This window comes from Candidatus Methanomethylophilus sp. 1R26 (genome assembly GCF_001481295.1).
Lineage (GTDB): Archaea > Thermoplasmatota > Thermoplasmata > Methanomassiliicoccales > Methanomethylophilaceae > Methanomethylophilus.
On the sequence record NZ_LOPS01000042.1, the window covers coordinates 49,181 to 63,636 of the forward strand.

Annotated in this window: 23 protein-coding genes and 1 pseudogene; 5 read left to right on the plus strand and 19 right to left on the minus strand. The window is 61.5% G+C overall.

Going from position 1 to position 14,456, the window contains the following annotated elements; translation table 11 throughout:
• The first annotated feature begins 8 nt into the window (after positions 1-8).
• From AUQ37_RS10080 to AUQ37_RS07335, 4 genes and pseudogenes are all read left to right on the plus strand, one after another.
• Positions 9-188 carry a hypothetical protein gene (locus AUQ37_RS10080; RefSeq protein WP_157844349.1) on the plus strand — a complete coding sequence of 60 codons (180 nt, stop codon included), beginning with the start codon at positions 9-11 and terminating at the stop codon, positions 186-188.
• Positions 189-360: 172 nt separating this feature from the next.
• A pseudogene (gene cysK, locus AUQ37_RS07325) lies at positions 361-1,268 on the plus strand (cysteine synthase A).
• Between the two features lie 33 nt (positions 1,269-1,301).
• A complete protein-coding gene (metA, locus tag AUQ37_RS07330) occupies positions 1,302-2,231 on the plus strand; it encodes a homoserine O-succinyltransferase (RefSeq protein ID WP_058748032.1) in 930 nt (309 codons plus the stop codon).
• On the plus strand, positions 2,228-2,611 hold the full coding sequence (locus AUQ37_RS07335) for a Rid family detoxifying hydrolase (RefSeq protein WP_058748033.1): 384 nt from the start codon (positions 2,228-2,230) through the stop codon (positions 2,609-2,611). Before metA ends, AUQ37_RS07335 begins: the two co-directional genes overlap by 4 nt.
• Here AUQ37_RS07335 and AUQ37_RS11455 read toward each other — a convergent pair.
• Together AUQ37_RS11455 and AUQ37_RS11460 are read right to left on the minus strand one after the other, a co-directional pair.
• Positions 2,598-3,026: an SPASM domain-containing protein gene (locus AUQ37_RS11455; protein WP_058748034.1), complete on the minus strand. Its 429-nt coding sequence runs from the start codon at positions 3,024-3,026 to the stop codon at positions 2,598-2,600. The two genes, AUQ37_RS07335 and AUQ37_RS11455, sit on opposite strands and share 14 nt — an antisense overlap.
• Positions 3,023-3,706, minus strand: a complete 684-nt coding sequence (locus AUQ37_RS11460) for a radical SAM protein (protein ID WP_058748035.1) — start codon at positions 3,704-3,706, stop codon at positions 3,023-3,025. Before AUQ37_RS11460 ends, AUQ37_RS11455 begins: the two co-directional genes overlap by 4 nt.
• A gap of 690 nt (positions 3,707-4,396) precedes the next feature.
• Here AUQ37_RS11460 and AUQ37_RS07350 point away from each other — a divergent pair.
• Positions 4,397-5,311, plus strand: coding sequence for a DUF5685 family protein (locus AUQ37_RS07350; protein WP_235585011.1), 915 nt, complete (start codon positions 4,397-4,399; stop codon positions 5,309-5,311).
• On the opposite strand, the gene AUQ37_RS07355 is transcribed toward AUQ37_RS07350, so the two are convergent.
• From AUQ37_RS07355 to AUQ37_RS10100, 17 genes are all read right to left on the minus strand, one after another.
• Positions 5,305-5,568 carry a hypothetical protein gene (locus AUQ37_RS07355; protein WP_058748036.1) on the minus strand — a complete coding sequence of 88 codons (264 nt, stop codon included), beginning with the start codon at positions 5,566-5,568 and terminating at the stop codon, positions 5,305-5,307. The two genes, AUQ37_RS07350 and AUQ37_RS07355, sit on opposite strands and share 7 nt — an antisense overlap.
• A 61-nt stretch (positions 5,569-5,629) precedes the next feature.
• Positions 5,630-6,967 (minus strand): MFS transporter, encoded by a 1,338-nt coding sequence (locus AUQ37_RS07360; protein ID WP_058748037.1) that lies wholly within the window; start codon positions 6,965-6,967, stop codon positions 5,630-5,632.
• Positions 6,968-7,113: 146 nt separating this feature from the next.
• The gene (locus tag AUQ37_RS10085) at positions 7,114-7,599 is read right to left on the minus strand and encodes an isochorismatase family cysteine hydrolase (RefSeq protein ID WP_058748038.1); all 486 of its coding nucleotides are present in this window, start codon (positions 7,597-7,599) and stop codon (positions 7,114-7,116) included.
• Positions 7,600-7,631: 32 nt separating this feature from the next.
• Positions 7,632-7,829 (minus strand): hypothetical protein, encoded by a 198-nt coding sequence (locus tag AUQ37_RS10090; protein ID WP_058748039.1) that lies wholly within the window; start codon positions 7,827-7,829, stop codon positions 7,632-7,634.
• A 559-nt stretch (positions 7,830-8,388) separates the two neighbouring features.
• On the minus strand, positions 8,389-9,216 hold the full coding sequence (locus AUQ37_RS07375) for a site-specific integrase (protein WP_058748040.1): 828 nt from the start codon (positions 9,214-9,216) through the stop codon (positions 8,389-8,391).
• 260 nt (positions 9,217-9,476) lie between these two features.
• Complete coding sequence (locus AUQ37_RS07380) at positions 9,477-10,451, minus strand: hypothetical protein (protein ID WP_058748041.1); 975 nt, start codon at positions 10,449-10,451, stop codon at positions 9,477-9,479.
• 86 nt (positions 10,452-10,537) lie between these two features.
• Positions 10,538-10,756 carry a hypothetical protein gene (locus AUQ37_RS07385; RefSeq protein ID WP_157844350.1) on the minus strand — a complete coding sequence of 73 codons (219 nt, stop codon included), beginning with the start codon at positions 10,754-10,756 and terminating at the stop codon, positions 10,538-10,540.
• A complete protein-coding gene (locus tag AUQ37_RS10095; RefSeq protein WP_157844351.1) occupies positions 10,753-11,004 on the minus strand; it encodes a hypothetical protein in 252 nt (83 codons plus the stop codon). The genes AUQ37_RS07385 and AUQ37_RS10095 overlap by 4 nt, the downstream gene beginning before the upstream one ends.
• A complete protein-coding gene (locus AUQ37_RS07390; RefSeq protein WP_058748043.1) occupies positions 11,001-11,261 on the minus strand; it encodes a hypothetical protein in 261 nt (86 codons plus the stop codon). Before AUQ37_RS07390 ends, AUQ37_RS10095 begins: the two co-directional genes overlap by 4 nt.
• Positions 11,255-11,770: a hypothetical protein gene (locus tag AUQ37_RS07395; protein ID WP_058748044.1), complete on the minus strand. Its 516-nt coding sequence runs from the start codon at positions 11,768-11,770 to the stop codon at positions 11,255-11,257. The genes AUQ37_RS07390 and AUQ37_RS07395 overlap by 7 nt, the downstream gene beginning before the upstream one ends.
• Before the next feature lie 90 nt (positions 11,771-11,860).
• A complete protein-coding gene (locus AUQ37_RS07400) occupies positions 11,861-12,040 on the minus strand; it encodes a hypothetical protein (protein WP_058748045.1) in 180 nt (59 codons plus the stop codon).
• A gap of 791 nt (positions 12,041-12,831) precedes the next feature.
• Positions 12,832-13,029, minus strand: a complete 198-nt coding sequence (locus AUQ37_RS07415) for a hypothetical protein (protein ID WP_058748048.1) — start codon at positions 13,027-13,029, stop codon at positions 12,832-12,834.
• A complete protein-coding gene (locus AUQ37_RS07420; RefSeq protein WP_058748049.1) occupies positions 13,026-13,250 on the minus strand; it encodes a hypothetical protein in 225 nt (74 codons plus the stop codon). Before AUQ37_RS07420 ends, AUQ37_RS07415 begins: the two co-directional genes overlap by 4 nt.
• Complete coding sequence (locus AUQ37_RS07425) at positions 13,247-13,645, minus strand: DUF3850 domain-containing protein (protein WP_058748050.1); 399 nt, start codon at positions 13,643-13,645, stop codon at positions 13,247-13,249. Before AUQ37_RS07425 ends, AUQ37_RS07420 begins: the two co-directional genes overlap by 4 nt.
• Before the next feature lie 40 nt (positions 13,646-13,685).
• Entirely contained in the window at positions 13,686-13,919 is a 234-nt protein-coding gene (locus AUQ37_RS07430) for a hypothetical protein (RefSeq protein ID WP_157844352.1), read from the minus strand.
• On the minus strand, positions 13,916-14,296 hold the full coding sequence (locus tag AUQ37_RS07435; RefSeq protein WP_058748052.1) for a hypothetical protein: 381 nt from the start codon (positions 14,294-14,296) through the stop codon (positions 13,916-13,918). The genes AUQ37_RS07430 and AUQ37_RS07435 overlap by 4 nt, the downstream gene beginning before the upstream one ends.
• The gene (locus tag AUQ37_RS10100; protein ID WP_157844353.1) at positions 14,293-14,454 is read right to left on the minus strand and encodes a hypothetical protein; all 162 of its coding nucleotides are present in this window, start codon (positions 14,452-14,454) and stop codon (positions 14,293-14,295) included. Before AUQ37_RS10100 ends, AUQ37_RS07435 begins: the two co-directional genes overlap by 4 nt.
• Between the last annotated feature and the right edge of the window lie 2 nt (positions 14,455-14,456).

Genomic DNA, 14,456 nt, shown 5'->3' on the forward strand with positions numbered 1-14,456 from the left:
CGCAGACCATGGCTATGACCGAGCCGAGGAGGAACAGCGTGTTGATGTACCCGAGGTCGTGGGAGCCCCTGCCGAAATCGTCGCCTATGTCCACCAGGGCCAGGTTGAGCATGGTGCTCATCAGGGGGGTGATGATCGCGCCTGCCAGCGTGCAGATCATCAGCTTCCTGCGGTCGGAATCGGAATAGGCGCCTTCCACGCCCTGCCATCCGTGCCTCCGTATAAAAAACGTAAGAAGATACGAAGGAGGGAACAGCAGCCCACCGACCCTTACGAAACGTCTTAATTTATGATGATATGAATAAAAATACCATGCCCAGTATGCATTAAGTTATATACCGAATTGTCAATCGTTTAGGCATGGCAATATACAGCTCCGTAACGGAAGCAATCGGGAACACACCGCTCATCAGGCTCAACAGGATAGCTCCTGCGGGCTCCGAGGTCTATGTGAAGGTCGAGGGCAAGAACCCCGGAGGATCGATCAAGGACCGCGCGGTCCTCTCCATGATCAACGACGCTGAGGCGCGCGGACAGCTCAAGAAGGGCGGGGTCATCATCGAACCGACCTCCGGGAACACCGGCATCGCCATCGCGATGATCGCGGCCGCCCGCGGGTACAAAGCGATACTTGTCATGCCCGACACCATGTCCAAGGAGAGGCAGGCATACCTGAAGGCCTACGGGGCGGAGCTCGTGCTGACCCCCGGGAAGCTCGGCATGCAGGGGACTCTCGACAAGACGAAGGAGCTCCTCGCCTCGACGCCCGGCTCGATCTCCCTGGGACAGTTCGACAACCCCGCCAACATCCTCGCTCACAGGGCCTCCACCGGCAGGGAGATCCTTGCCGACCTGCCCGATGTCACTACGTCGTCGCAGGGTTCGGTACCGGAGGCACCATCTCCGGCATCGCCTGGGCCATCAAGGATGCCGGCTCGGACGCCAAGACCGTCGCCGTCGAGCCCGCCGAGAGCCCCCTCATCACCGAGGGGCACGCCGGGCCCCACAAGATCCAGGGCATCGGGGCGAACTTCGTCCCCGCCAACCTCGACAGGTCCGTCGTGACCGAGGTCTCCACCGTGAAGGGCCAGGATGCCATCGACACCGCCCGCGCCCTCGCCAGGCAGGAGGGGATCTTCGCCGGCATCTCCTCGGGCGCCAACGTCTTCAAGGCCATCGAGATCGCCAAGGCCCATCCCGGGTCCAAGGTCGTGGCCATCCTCCCCGACGGCGGCGACAAGTACGTCAGCACCGGGATCTACGAGTGATATCCTCTGCATGAGCGGAGGAGGCGATAGCGCATGCCGATAAACGTCCCGAACGACCTCCCGGCGGCCTCTGTCCTCGAGAACGAGAACATGTTCGTCATGAGGGAGAACAGAGCGACGACCCAGGACATCCGTCCCCTGGACATCCTGATCCTGAACCTCATGCCGACCAAGGTCGAGACCGAGATCCAGATCATGAGGCTGCTCTCGAACAGCCCCCTGCAGGTCAACATAACCTTCCTTCAGATGTCCACCCACGTGTCGAAGAACACGTCCCAGGTGTACCTAGACAGGTTCTACGACCGCTTCGAGAACGTCAAGAACAGGAAGTGGGACGGCCTGATCATCACCGGCGCCCCGGTGGAGAACATCGATTTCACCGAGGTCGACTATTGGGACGAGCTCTGCGAGGTCATGGAGTGGTCCAAGAAGAACGTGTTCTCCACCCTGCACATCTGCTGGGGGGCGCAGGCCGGCCTGTACTACCACTACGGCATCCCGAAGTACCCCCTGAAGTCGAAGATGTCCGGCGTGTTCGCCCACAAGGCCCTGGCCAAGGACGAGCCGCTCCTGAGGGGGCTGGACGACGTCTTCTGGTTCCCCCACTCGAGGCACACCGAGGTCAGGGCGGAGGACATCCTGAAGAACCCCCACCTGCACATAGTCGCCGTCTCGGACGAGGCGGGGGTGGGCATCGTGCTGAGCGAGAAGGCCGGGCAGGTGTTCATCACCGGCCACATGGAGTACGACGCCAAGACGCTCTCCTACGAGTACTACCGCGACCTGGGGAAGGGCATGAACCCCCACATCCCCTCGCATTACTTCCCGAACGACGACCCCTCCAGGGACCCGATAATGAACTGGAGGAGCACAGCGAACCTGGTGTTCACCAACTGGCTCAATTACTACGTGTACCAGAAGACCCCCTACGACATCAACGAGATCGGGGGCGACAGGGAATGAGGACGGAAAGGATCGCAGCGGAGGGGGGCATGCCCCCTCTGGGGCCTTACTCCCCCGGCATCGCGGCCGGGGACCTCGTCTTCGTCTCGGGGCAGACGCCCGCGGACCCGGCCACCGGGAAGGTTCCGGAGGGCATCGAGGCCCAGACCAGGCAGGCCCTGGAGAACGTCTGGGCCGTGCTCTCGGCCGCAGGCGTCTCCAGGAGCTCGGTGGCCAGCGTCACCGTCTACCTCACCGACCTCGGGGACTTCGCCGCGATGAACAGCGTCTACGCGGAGTTCTTCGAAGAGCCGTACCCCTCGCGCGTGTGCGTCGAGGTCTCCAAGCTCCCCAAGGGCGGGAAGGTCGAGGTATCGGCGATCGGCGTCAGGCACCGCTGAATCGTTCCTGCGGGCCGCCCGACATCGGATTGACCAGTTTCCGAAGGACGGCCTCGCGGACCATGGGATTGAACGCGGAGAGGTCCTTCTTCTCGGAGATTATCGCGTCCACCTCCTGCTTCACGTGGGTGAACACCGCCTTGTAGATCCTGCAGGAGTCCCCTCCGGGGTTCTCCGCCCCGGACTGATAATAAGCATCGACGGCGCACCCCCCTTGGCAGTAATCGTAGATCTCGCAGTTCCGGCATTTCTCGCGGCGGGCCACGGACGCTTCCAGGATCTTGGAGAACCCGGGCGTCCTGAAGGCCTGCGAGATGCTGCTGATGTCGTTGATGTTGCACATCCGGAACTCAGCGGGACAGCCTTTCCCGCAGGGATAGAGGTCCCCGTTCGGGTACATGCAGATCCACTTCATGAGGCAGGACGTGTGCGCGCAGTCCGACGGCTGAGGGTCGCCGAGGGCGTGAGGATGTACAGGAAATGGGGGACCAGGGGGATCTTCGCGTCCGGGTCGTTGAACCACCTGTCGAAGACCTCGATGGAAGACCTGATGTAAGCGTCCGGGTCGGGGACCAGAGAGGGGTCCTGCGCCGCGCATCCCGCTCTGATGACAGGTGCCAGGGAAAGGGATGCGCCCACGTCCTCGAAATGGTCGTAGATCTCTGACTGGCGGCCCTGGCACTCCCTGGAGACGGTCGCGCTCACCGCGAACACCCTCTCCTTCCCGGCGAGCTCCTCGATCTTCTTCTCGACCTTGGCGCAGTCGTGCCTGAGGATCCCTGCGCAGGGCCCCTCGTGGGAGATGCCGATGTTGATCATCTTCTCCCTGCAGAACTGCACGAACTTCCTGTCGAGCTCCAGCCCGTTGGTCTGTACGGTGTTCCCGACCTTGGAGCGGCCGAAATGCTTCTCCTCCAGCTCGATCGCTTTCTTGAAAAAGGAGAGCGGAAGCGTCAGGGGTTCCCCGCCGTGCCATATGAAAAGGGCGCTGTCGTACTCGGAAGCGATCATCGAGAACAGGCGGTCGAGCTTTTCGAACGAGATCCTCGCCGGGGTCCTCTCCGAGGGGAGATGATAACAGTGCCTGCAACCCATGTTGCAGGCCAGGGTGGGTTTGATGATAACCGAGATGAAACGATTCATCCGCAACCGTTCTCGGTCAGAACGGCCACCAGGACCAATAGCCGTTGAAGCCGTCGGTCACGTAGCAGCAGCAGATGCAGCAGATGACGATGCAGCCGATGCAGGCGGCGTGCTGGGCAGGAGTCCTGCAGTAACCCCTCTCGCTGCAGCATGAATAGTCGCAGGCGGGGTCTCCTCCGTCGATCTCGGCGTCTTGGGGGTGTTATAGTCTTTTTGGTTTCCTCGCCGGTCACAATGGACATCGCAGTGAAAGCGAGCGGGGACTGGCTTGCGTAAGCAGCAATTAGCTCTTCGACAGACTTCGACATTAACTCACCCTGCCAATACTGGCTTAGATATAGCGACAGTAACCCCTCCGCATATTTTAAGCCTATTCCCTCCCCATTTATATAATAAAATAATGGGAGCAAAAAAGGAATAATCTCGGGGAAGGTTATTCCCGACGCATCACTCCGATAGCATCTGGCGTACTGCCGCCGATCGCAGGATCTCCGCAGACCGAGGTGCCGTGACGATGTCTGGACATCGCCGGGGGCAATGCTCCCCCGGCGGCCGTCTGAGGCCCGCTTTTAATCCGGAGAATCGGGAAACACAGTTCCCGGACGATGAATCTTTTAACCCGCATGCGCCAATCAGGGTCCGATGTTCGGCTACACGGTCCCGCTCTTCTCGCGCATGCCTGCGCCGGAGAGGACGGACTATCAGCGGTACTACTGCGAGACCTGCCATCAGCTGAAGGCAGGATACGGGCTGGTCAGCACCGCGGCCGTGAACTACGACATGACCTTCAACACCATCGTCCTCAACGCCGTGGCCGGCGATGTTCAGGATTTCAGGGGGACCCGCGCAGGGCCTGCCTGCGTGCTGAGGGCACCCGGCGCGGACTCCGACCTGTTCCGCCGGATGGCCGCCTACACCGTGCTCCTGACCAAATGGGAGATCGAGGACGACCGCACCGATGCCCCCTCGCTGAAGACCCAGTTCATCGGCCTGACCCTGGAAAGGGCGATATCTAAGGCGGAGGAGAACGAGCCGGGGTTCGACAGGACCGTGGGCGACGGGTTCCGCCGTCTCCGCGAGCTCGAGATCGGGGGATGCTCCGACGCGGCGGCCATCGGGGAGGAGTTCGGGAGATACCTGGTGAAGCCTCTGGCGGAGATCGCCGGGGATGCGGACTTCCCAGAGCTCGATGAGCTCTTCATCAGGCTGACCCAGGCGGTCTACGTCATGGACGCGGTCGACGATCTGGAGGAGGATTACACCGACGGGACGTTCAACCCGTTCCTCGTAGGCTGTCCCAGGTTCATCAACAGGGACGCCTATGTGAAGGAGAACCTCTACACCCTCGCATCGACCCTGAACGGCATCATCGGGAAGCTGCAGGCCGCGTACTCGGAGGTCAGGCCCCGCATGAAGAGCATGCGCGGAGCGGCCGACAACATCGTGTACCTGGGGATACCCGAGGCCGCCAAGGATGCGCTTGCCGGAAGGAAGACGGCCAAGCCGAGCGTGAAGAACGCGCTCGACCGCCGGAAGGACAGGACGTCGACTTACTGACCGCTGAGGGCGTTGCGCCCGCAGGGATCGAAATGATTGCAGACACTGAGGATGTCGGTCTCCTCTCCCGTGAGCTTGCAGACCGCTTTCCCGAACGAGATCTCGGCATGGCTGCAGTTCTCGCAGCAGCCGGGGCGGTATCTGGGGCAGGAGCCCTTGGCATGGACCACCTTGTTGTTCACCATGCACGCCCAGTCATCATCAGAATGGACGCAGAACCTGCACACATCGCACTTGCCGTATCTCTCGTCCGACATCGGATTCGGGCTTACCTGGAAGAGGTAGATAAACATGCTGGCTGGCCGGGCCAGGCATGGTTCATCGCTCCTTTCCGGCGCCTGCCTTCCCGAGGGTCAGGCCGACCCCGAACACGGGATCGCCCGCTTTTTTCTCAGCTGATACGATCAGCAGGACGACGGCCGCTGCGGAAGCGATCGCCATCAGCCCCCACATCAGCGAGAACTGGTTGAGGGTGTACGGCCTCTCGATGATGAACCCCGAGACGGTCGTGAAGACGCTGGCACCAAGGAACAGGAAGATGTTGGTGGCGGCCACGGCGGTCCCGGAGACCGCCAGGGGGTACCACTCCTTCACCTGGCTGAACGAGAGGGTCATGAACCCGCCGAAGAACCCGAAGAGCGTGCTGACGGCCATCCAGAACCAGTAGCTGTCTATCTCCCCGGCGAACAGGAACAGAACGACCCAGACCAGGGCGAACGCCGTCCCGCCGAGGATCATGGTCCTCCTCTTGGACTTTATGATCCCATGGGACACGAAGGAGCCCACGGCCACGGTGCTGGCTATTTTGCCGATGCCAAGAGCGGTGATCATCCATGAGGCGGAGAGGGCGAAGTCGTAGACAGTATCGAAATACGTTGCCGCCCAGGTGGCCTGGAACACCATGATGGAGCCGTAGACCATGAAGTAGGCCAGGGCGCAGGGCCAGAACCTCCTGCCGCCGGACGCCACGAGCTTCAGCCCGGCGAGCATGGGCACTTTCGCGGCGGAGGACTCCTCGCGGGGCCTCCCGGTCTCCGCCTCCTCCGATTCCTCGACGGACGGCAGCCCGACGTCCTTCGGATGGTCGCGGATCAGGACCGCGCACGCGACGGCCAGGATGAAGGTCACCGTCCCGAGCACCAGGAAGACATCGCGCCATCCCACGGCATCCGCCAGCATGCGCAGGGGGCCGCCGGCGGCTATGGCGCCGACGTTCCCGACGGCTATGACGATGCCGTTGAGCACGGCGAAATCCCTGCGGGGGAACCACATGGAGACTATCTTCATCAGCGGGATGTAGACGACCGCCATGCCGACGGCGATCATCGCCTTGCCGACCGCTACGGCTGCGAACGAATCCGCGGAGAAGGTCAGCAGGGACCCGACGGATGCGACGGCCAGGAAGACGGACGAAGTCAGGCGCGGGCCGAAACGGTCCGCCATGAGGCCGCAAGGAATCTGCATCAGGGTGTAGGTCCAGAAGTACACGCTGTTGAGGATCCCCTTCGATCCCCCGACATCGTCGATGATATCATCGCCGACGACGCCCACCGCCATGCGGTGGAAGTAAACGAAGAAATATCCGATGGTGAGGACGATGAACATCGTCCATCCGAGACGGCCGACGGCCCTTGTAGCTGAGGGGTCTTCAGTCATAACGACCCACAAAGCGGGCCCTTGTATTTCAATATGGTTTGTACAGAACAGTGCAGAGCAGGGTTTGCGGCCCTTCCGGGGGCCGCATGCGGGCCTGCCCCTGGGTCATCATTCAGACGGCAGGACGTCGATGCAGAAGCCCTTCATCACGTCCAATGCCTCGCGGCCGAGCTTCCCGTCATAGGAGCGACGAGCGCCGGGTCCACCAGGATGTCGGCGTCGGGCAGGGCGGTCCTGACCAAGGCTGCGTTCACGATGACGCAGATGTTGGTCGCCACCCCGCAGATCTCGACGCGGGAGTATCCCCTGCGCCTCATCATCTCGAAAAGCCTGTCAGATCCGAAAGTGCCTTTCTCGATGACAGTGCACCTCTCCGAGAGAGGCCTCAGCTTCCCGTATATCTCCCAGCCGGGCGTGCCCTTCATGCAGTGCTCCGTCGGTATGTGCCGGCCTTCGTTGGTCTCGCCGTAGCCGGGCCCGTGGGTGTCCTTGGTGAAGATCACGTCCTCGCCCTCGGCCAGGGCCTTCTCCACCCTCTGCGCGAGAGCATCCTCTATGCCGGCGGCGGCCTCCGATCCGAGGGACCCGCTGACGAAATCATTCTGGTAATCCACAACCAAAAGCGCATCCATATGCCGGCGGCATCGCCCTCCGGCATAAAGAATCATATGCGGATGATGGCGCCGGGGAATTTCGCCCTGAGGGCCGCGTAGACGTCGCTGAACGGGATGCCCGTCTCGATCGAGATCTCGGTGCATCCCATGCCGCTCTCGTACAGGCCGGCGACGTCGTCCTTCTCCTTCCTGCTGAGGCTGGTTCCGCCCGATGCATGCGCTTCGGTATCCGGGATGTCCCATCTCACCGAATGGCACCGGGGGGCATCTCTTGGGGCGTCCCCTCGCGGTGCCCCACTTGTGGCCGCACCTGAGGCATACGCAGCGGAGATATTCCTTCATCCATACCGTAGAACGGCACTTGGGGCAGCTCTTCGGGATCCCGTCGTCCTTGCGCGATACCCACCTGTGGCCGCACAGGGAGCACGTGTAGAGGGCACCCGATGTGCCCGTGAAATCAGAGGACCGGTCCATAGGATACCACTGGATTCACATCGCGGTCTCGGCTTTATAAGGGATTTGCGAATATTTTCGGAAAACAGGATGAAAACATAATTGGATTGATAAGAACAGACAGATCCACGCCCGTTCCGGGGCGGGAGCGCATGCGGCCCGCAGACCGCATCGGATAAAGGCGCACGGACACCGGAACCTTCGGAAAGAATCCCGGCCGGACAACGGCTTCGGAGACCGCTTGAACGGAACTAAAAGAAAGGTGGCGGGCAAGAAGGAGAATAACGAGACCACAGCCAGATTCTGGCAGTCAGGAAACAATAGAGTATTATTGAAGATTATTGGGAAGGGCAATCAGATGGGGTTGTCTTTCCAGACGTCCCCGATGGCGGCGTCGATCTCCTCCGCCTCGCAGATCTTGGCGTAGAACGCCTCCGTCGTCTTCACGGAGGAATGCCTGAGCTGCAGGGACACCGCCTTGAGCAGCGAGAGGTTGCCCGCTATCGTGATGCTGCAGAACGTGGACCTGAAGTCCTTCAGGGAGAACACTATGCCGGTCTTCCTCTCGATCTTGCCCTTCATCTGATGGAAGGCGTTCAGAGAGTACCTCTCCATCGTGCCCGGGTTGAAGAAGAGCAGGTCGGACTGAACGCCCTTCTCGGCCATCGCCGCTTCCCTCTCCCCGAGGAATCTCTCCAGCCTCTCGGCCATGTCCTCCCTCACGATCCCGATCCATTGTGCTTCTGACCACGACCCCTCGCCCTTCGGATGCCTGACGTAGAAGCGCCTGCCCTCGATGTCCACGTCCTGCCGCTCCGCGCCGATGATCTCCTTGGGACGGCACGCCGTCCCCATGGCCAGGGCGAAATACCCTCTTATCATGATGCCGGGCCATCCCTTCTCCCCGTCGGCGGCGCGGAAGATCCTGCGCAGCTCGTCGACGGTGAGGGCATGAATGGGCCGGCCCCTGCGGTCCTTCGGGAGGCGCAGGCGGCCGCAGTCCCTCATCCGGCCGCAGACGGGGTTCCCCCACACCTCCAAATAGCCTTTGAGGACCTGGAAGTACTTCGTCTGCGTGGCGATGGAGAGGTTCCTCCTTTTCATCCAAAAGAAGAACTCCGAAACCTCCTTCTCCGTGAAGGCGCGGGGATCGGTGGAGGAGATGAGGCCCTTCTTCTTCATATCCTCGAACGCCTTGGCGAAGAACCGGAGCTTCTTCGTGTCCTCGTAGAGGGTGGTCGGCCTCAGGTAGGGCTCGGACTTCGCGACCCAATATTTTATCCCGGCAGCGAAGGGGTAGCGGCCGAGGCGGGCATGCGAGGGGTCCGTACCGCGGAGCCTCGCCTTCTCGCGTCCTCATCCTCCCCCCTTATAATAATACACACATATTCTCCCCCCTTTTTTGTTAATTTGTTAATTTTTCGGGCATCTGGCACATGCGATTATCGGTGCGGAGTAATTAATTGCCCCTGATCGGGATGCTGATAATTCGGGACCATCGAAGCGAAGAGCTTCTTCTCCTCCTCGGTGCCGAAGCGATCGAGGTTCCGCAGGAAGACCTCGTCGAAGCCCCGCCGGTCGAGCCTCGACAGGTTGTCCCTCATGCGCTTGGCGTCGACGGCGAAGCCGAGGTCCACGAGCCGGTTGGTCACCGCCCTCGTGGAGACCATCTGGTAGGGAGCGGTGATGTCGCGGTCCTCCATCATGAGGTCGTTGTACGCCTCGGCGATCTCCCTCGTCGACAGCCTCTCCGCCGCATGATAGTACGACCTGAACAGCCGGATGCCGTCCGCGCGCTCGGGGGATGCCGTCATGCAGCGGAGCAGGGCCCTGAAGGCCTTGCCGTCGGCGCCGTCGTTCTCCCCTGCCTTGGCCTCCTCCTGCTGGTCCCGGAGGATCTCCAGCATGGCGCCCTTGGTGTCGGTGAGGTCGGCGACCGTGAGCAGCGTCCCGGCCATGTCCCTCGTGCGGTTGCTGATGGCCACGGCCTCCCCCGTGAGGTCGGAGAAGATCTCGTCCCTGCTCTCCAGCTCCCTGATGGTGCTCTCGAACGTCCTCTCCACCAGCTTGCAGTACTCGGGCCGGGCGATGCGGATCATGCGCAGCGTGTAGAGCTCCGTCCTGATCGCTTCGAGCTCGGTCAGGTCGGGGCGCATCGGCAGCCTCCTCCGGCCGGCGTTGACCATCCTGATGGTTATCGACCGGTTGGACTCGGTCTCGTCGATGAGTCCTCCGGACTGGTTGACGACGGCCATCGGCGCGTACACGCTGTAGGTGATGACCTCGTAGTCCGCGCCTTCGACCTTGATGCTGCGGCTCACGTGCCCTCCCCTCGCCGACCCGTTCTTGAAGATCGTGCGGATGGTCTCCCTCTGCTCCTTGGAGTAGTCCTGCAGCTCGTCGAGGAGCGGCGTCACCCGCTCGCGCTCGATGAGCCTGAAGAGGGCCGGCCCTGTGACGTCGGCGTCCGCGAAGCCGTGGTAGCAGGTCTGCGCCAGGAAGGTCAGGAGCTTGCTCTTGCCGGCGTGGACGCGCCCCTGATGATCAGGCGCGGCATGTAGTCGAAGACCTCCGGGCAGTACGTGCTGATCACGAAATCGGCGATCGCCTCCGTATCGTACTTGCCGACGAGGAGGAAATGGTCCTCGATGTAGTGCATGATCCGGACGGCCGCGTTGACGTACCTCTCGCGGTAGTTCCCTGTCTCGAGGTCGAACTTCATCGGCTCGTATCCGCTGTCCGGCGACAGCACGTCATAGGGCCTGAGCGGCCCCGGCAGCGGCCATCTGGTCCCGTTCCATCTGTCCAGGAAGTCCCTGACCTATTTCCCCTCTCCCCGAAGATCTTCGGGTCGAGCTCGGCATAGGTGTATGGGTGGAAGAGGCCGTCTCCGGTGTACTGGTAGAAGGCGAAACAGACCTCCCCGTCGGCCAGCACCGGTTCGCCGAGGTCTATGGCGCGGCATCTCACTGCCCGGCCTCCCTCAGCATGCCGGACCCTTTGGGGGTGATCCTCCACTCCTCTTTGATCAAGGTCCTCCCGCCGGCCGACACTGTCTTCACCGTGCTGTAGCGGAGGAGGCCCATGCGCTGCAGCTGCACGCAGTAGGCCCGGGTCCCGGACACGCTGCATCCGGCAAGCTCTCTGACAGATCTGTTGTCCGAGGCCCTCATGACCCCCTTCGACTCCGCGCGGCGCAGGATCGCATAGTGCTTGGAGCTCAGCATTCCGACCCCTCCGCCGCTCTGACGTATCTGCCCCTGATGTCCGGGTCCCTGCCGCACAGCCCTAGGAGGATGTATCCTTCCAGGACCGCGTCCGACAGGGCCCGGTGCTCTTCCATCCCGCCGGGCACCCCGGCAGGATTTCCGGGGCACAGCATATCGTATGCATCCTGCGCCTTCATCCAGCAGCCTCCGTTGAATCTGTCAGCGCATTCGATCATGATGCAGGGGGCCATCCTCGGCCTGAAATCCCACGGTCCCGACCTGAGGAAGCGGCCGAAGTCGAAGTCGATGTTGTAACCGGTGAATACCTTGCCCTCATATCCGGCAAGCTCAGCCCTTACGTCCCTTACGCTCCATGGGCTGCGCTCGACCTCGTCCGGATCCAGGTCCGTGTGCTCGAAGACCCACGAGCGCCTCTGCCCGGGAGTGAGCTGCTGCATCACGATCCTGCCCATCTCCGGATACACCCGGTTGCGGTCGAGGTCGACCCTGGCGATGCCGATCTCCACGACGGCATCGCCTTCGGCGGCGCCCCGAGACCGGTGGTCTCAGTGTCCAGCACGAAGATGTTCGCTGTCATGCGGCCGCCTCCCCGGCCTTCAATCCTCTCCGCTGAGAGCGGCCCTGATCCTGCATTCCGCATCCCAGAGGATGTCCTGCAGTTCCTGCAGGACGGTATCTCCGGCGGCCGCCGACCATTCTGCCGTGATGCGGCAGAGGGGCATCCTCGATCCGGACGGGTCCAGGATGCAGAACTCTTTCGAGGCGCTTTCCATCATAGCTTGCGCTGATTGTGTTATTTCTTTCATGGTTTCTCAGACCTATCGGGAATTTCCCGAATATTTCACATATTTCCACACGTAAATTTAAAGGTATCCGTGTGAATTTTACGCACATGGTCCGTAAAAGAGTGCGTATTGATGCTACTTTAGATCCAGAAATCTATGATTGGCTTATGTCGAAAGTCGAGGACCATACGTTTATGAACGTCTCACACGGTCTCGAATTCTGCTTATACAAGGTCAAAAAGTCAGAAGAGGGTGAGAAGAAGCAGTGTTTTAGGTCTGAGAACTCTAAAAATTGAAACTGCTTCTCCTCATTCTTTCTCACATCCCCTTCGGGGATGTGAGTTGAACCGATGATGCGGAATCCCGATATGTTTATTTCGGGAACACCGCTTTGAGGAGACGCCGGGAGACGGGAAGTTCTGGTGCACCAGGACCTTCACTCTCGGTGCACCAGGAGCCGTTCCGGCAGGAGGTGAGAAGATCTTCGGGATCATCATCGAGCGCCGCTGCAGCGTGCTCCGGTTGACGATCATGACCGATGAGGCCGTGATCGTCATCGACATCCCGTAAGGGATGATCGGGTCTGACCCGCCTCAAGGGTCCGGCTCCTCCCGGAGCCGTCATCTTCTCCCTGAAATCGATACTGCATTCGGAGATATTTATACTGAATGCAGTCACGCCGGTCCGACCGTGCTTCCCGGGCCCTGTCCTCATTCTCTCGCCTCCGGGCAGAGCCCTCCCTCCGTCCAGGGCGGTAGTATCGGTGCCCGCCGTGCAGAGGATCATGTGCACAGCCTCTCGATGTGCTCCCACATGTCCTCATCCTGGACCTTCTCCGCGATCCTGCCGAGCTCCTGCGCGATCTCCATCAGCCTGGCGGATTGCTTGGGCGGGAGCTCGGCGCACGCGGCGAGCACCTGACGGCGGGCCTCCCGGATGGCGGCGATAGCGCCTCCCGTGCCGGATGCTGCGGCAGTCATGCCGCCACCCCCTTCTCGATGCCCAGACCGTCTGTGGTCCAGTCATCGCATCTGGCGCAGGTCTTGGGGTCGCTTATGGCGAAATCCCAGAGCAAACAGAAGCTGGCCATGGATATCCCCTTCTTGCCGTCGCCATCCTCTGTCAGGCACCTGGTGAGGTAGGCGCATCCTTCGCAGGATTTTTCCCCGCCGGTGCAGAGGTGGGGCCGATAGTCGGTCACTCTGGTCCCTCCGGAGCGAAGCAGAGGAGGCAGTAACCCTCCGCGATCCCCTCGGTCTTGATGACCAGTGAGATCCTGCGGGTGAGCATGCGGCCGGTGGCCTCGTCCCCGCCGGCGGTCGGGATCACCTCATGGAGGCAGACCTTATCTCCGATTTCGTACCCGCGGTCATCGCGTCTGATCTCGCATGTTTTCTTCCCGGTTAGGAGCATATCGTACCAATCATTGCGGATCTTGATGTGGTGCACGCGGCAGCTGTCGAGCAGCCTGTCCAGCTCGTGCGCGCCGTCGTCCCCCCACTCCCATGCGCGCGCGGCCATCTCATGGCCGAAGCGGACGAGCTGCTCATCCTTCGGCCTCCAGCTCAGCCAATGGCCGGTCTTTTGGCGGATCATTGCCCGTCCTCCCATCCGGGGCAGGGCTCCCATCTGCCGGTCATATGCGCCCCTCCCGCACCGCGGGGACGGCCCTGCCGCGGCCGGCTTCGGCTGTTCCGGTATGCTCGAATTCGAGGTATATCCTCCCCTCGCTGCTGTACTCTCCGGCGCGGCGGTTGGGGTAGAATCTCGAGATGGTCCGGATGCACTCCGGAGGGACGGACTTTCTGATCATGGCGGCAAATTCCGCGCACTCCGCTTCCGTGCCCATAACGCGGATTTTCAGGCTCATCTGTCCACCTCCAGGCAGGCGATCTGCGCTCCTTTGTACGTGCACACTATCATGCTTGTTAGCAAGTAGGCCGCATCCTCAGCAGTGATCGAGGCGAGGTCGTCTCCGGAATCTTTACAGACGAGGATGTCTCCGACGAACGATACCACAGGCATCTCGGCCGTGCGAACGATGGCCGTCGGGGCTCTCTCGCGGATCCGTCCGATTTCGTCGCAGATAATCACATACTCTTTGCGCTCTTTCCCGACGCGACGATGATAAAGCTCGGCATAGTCGGCCCCGATGGCCTCGGCAAGATGGTCGTCGTCGACGGTCTCGACGCTCACCAGGCTGCAGTGCTCTTTCCTCTCTCTGACGTGGAGGACGGTCAGCTTCACGGTCTGGCCTCCGGGTACATGTGGTAGATTTTCGGTTTCCCCTGCAGGATCGTGACGCACAGGGGGCATATGGTCCTGTCTGATGAGATGTACCATCCCCACACATGATCCTTGCGGCCTGGCCATCCGCAGTGATCGCATCTGATCACGTTCGGCACGG

Excerpts from the sequence above, each read along its gene's own strand:
- AUQ37_RS10080 (WP_157844349.1), top strand. The coding sequence starts at position 9 with ATGGCTATGACCGAGCCGAGGAGGAACAGCGTGTTGATGTACCCGAGG.
- metA (WP_058748032.1), top strand. The coding sequence starts at position 1,302 with ATGCCGATAAACGTCCCGAACGACCTCCCGGCGGCCTCTGTCCTCGAG.
- AUQ37_RS07335 (WP_058748033.1), top strand. The coding sequence starts at position 2,228 with ATGAGGACGGAAAGGATCGCAGCGGAGGGGGGCATGCCCCCTCTGGGG.
- AUQ37_RS11455 (WP_058748034.1), bottom strand. The coding sequence starts at position 3,026 with ATGAAGTGGATCTGCATGTACCCGAACGGGGACCTCTATCCCTGCGGG.
- AUQ37_RS11460 (WP_058748035.1), bottom strand. The coding sequence starts at position 3,706 with ATGGGTTGCAGGCACTGTTATCATCTCCCCTCGGAGAGGACCCCGGCG.
- AUQ37_RS07350 (WP_235585011.1), top strand. The coding sequence starts at position 4,397 with ATGTTCGGCTACACGGTCCCGCTCTTCTCGCGCATGCCTGCGCCGGAG.
- AUQ37_RS07355 (WP_058748036.1), bottom strand. The coding sequence starts at position 5,568 with ATGTCGGACGAGAGATACGGCAAGTGCGATGTGTGCAGGTTCTGCGTC.
- AUQ37_RS07360 (WP_058748037.1), bottom strand. The coding sequence starts at position 6,967 with ATGACTGAAGACCCCTCAGCTACAAGGGCCGTCGGCCGTCTCGGATGG.
- AUQ37_RS10085 (WP_058748038.1), bottom strand. The coding sequence starts at position 7,599 with ATGGATGCGCTTTTGGTTGTGGATTACCAGAATGATTTCGTCAGCGGG.
- AUQ37_RS07375 (WP_058748040.1), bottom strand. The coding sequence starts at position 9,216 with ATGAAGAAGAAGGGCCTCATCTCCTCCACCGATCCCCGCGCCTTCACG.
- AUQ37_RS07385 (WP_157844350.1), bottom strand. The coding sequence starts at position 10,756 with ATGAAGTTCGACCTCGAGACAGGGAACTACCGCGAGAGGTACGTCAAC.
- AUQ37_RS07390 (WP_058748043.1), bottom strand. The coding sequence starts at position 11,261 with ATGCTGAGCTCCAAGCACTATGCGATCCTGCGCCGCGCGGAGTCGAAG.
- AUQ37_RS07400 (WP_058748045.1), bottom strand. The coding sequence starts at position 12,040 with ATGATGGAAAGCGCCTCGAAAGAGTTCTGCATCCTGGACCCGTCCGGA.
- AUQ37_RS07415 (WP_058748048.1), bottom strand. The coding sequence starts at position 13,029 with ATGACTGCCGCAGCATCCGGCACGGGAGGCGCTATCGCCGCCATCCGG.
- AUQ37_RS07425 (WP_058748050.1), bottom strand. The coding sequence starts at position 13,645 with ATGATCCGCCAAAAGACCGGCCATTGGCTGAGCTGGAGGCCGAAGGAT.
- AUQ37_RS07430 (WP_157844352.1), bottom strand. The coding sequence starts at position 13,919 with ATGAGCCTGAAAATCCGCGTTATGGGCACGGAAGCGGAGTGCGCGGAA.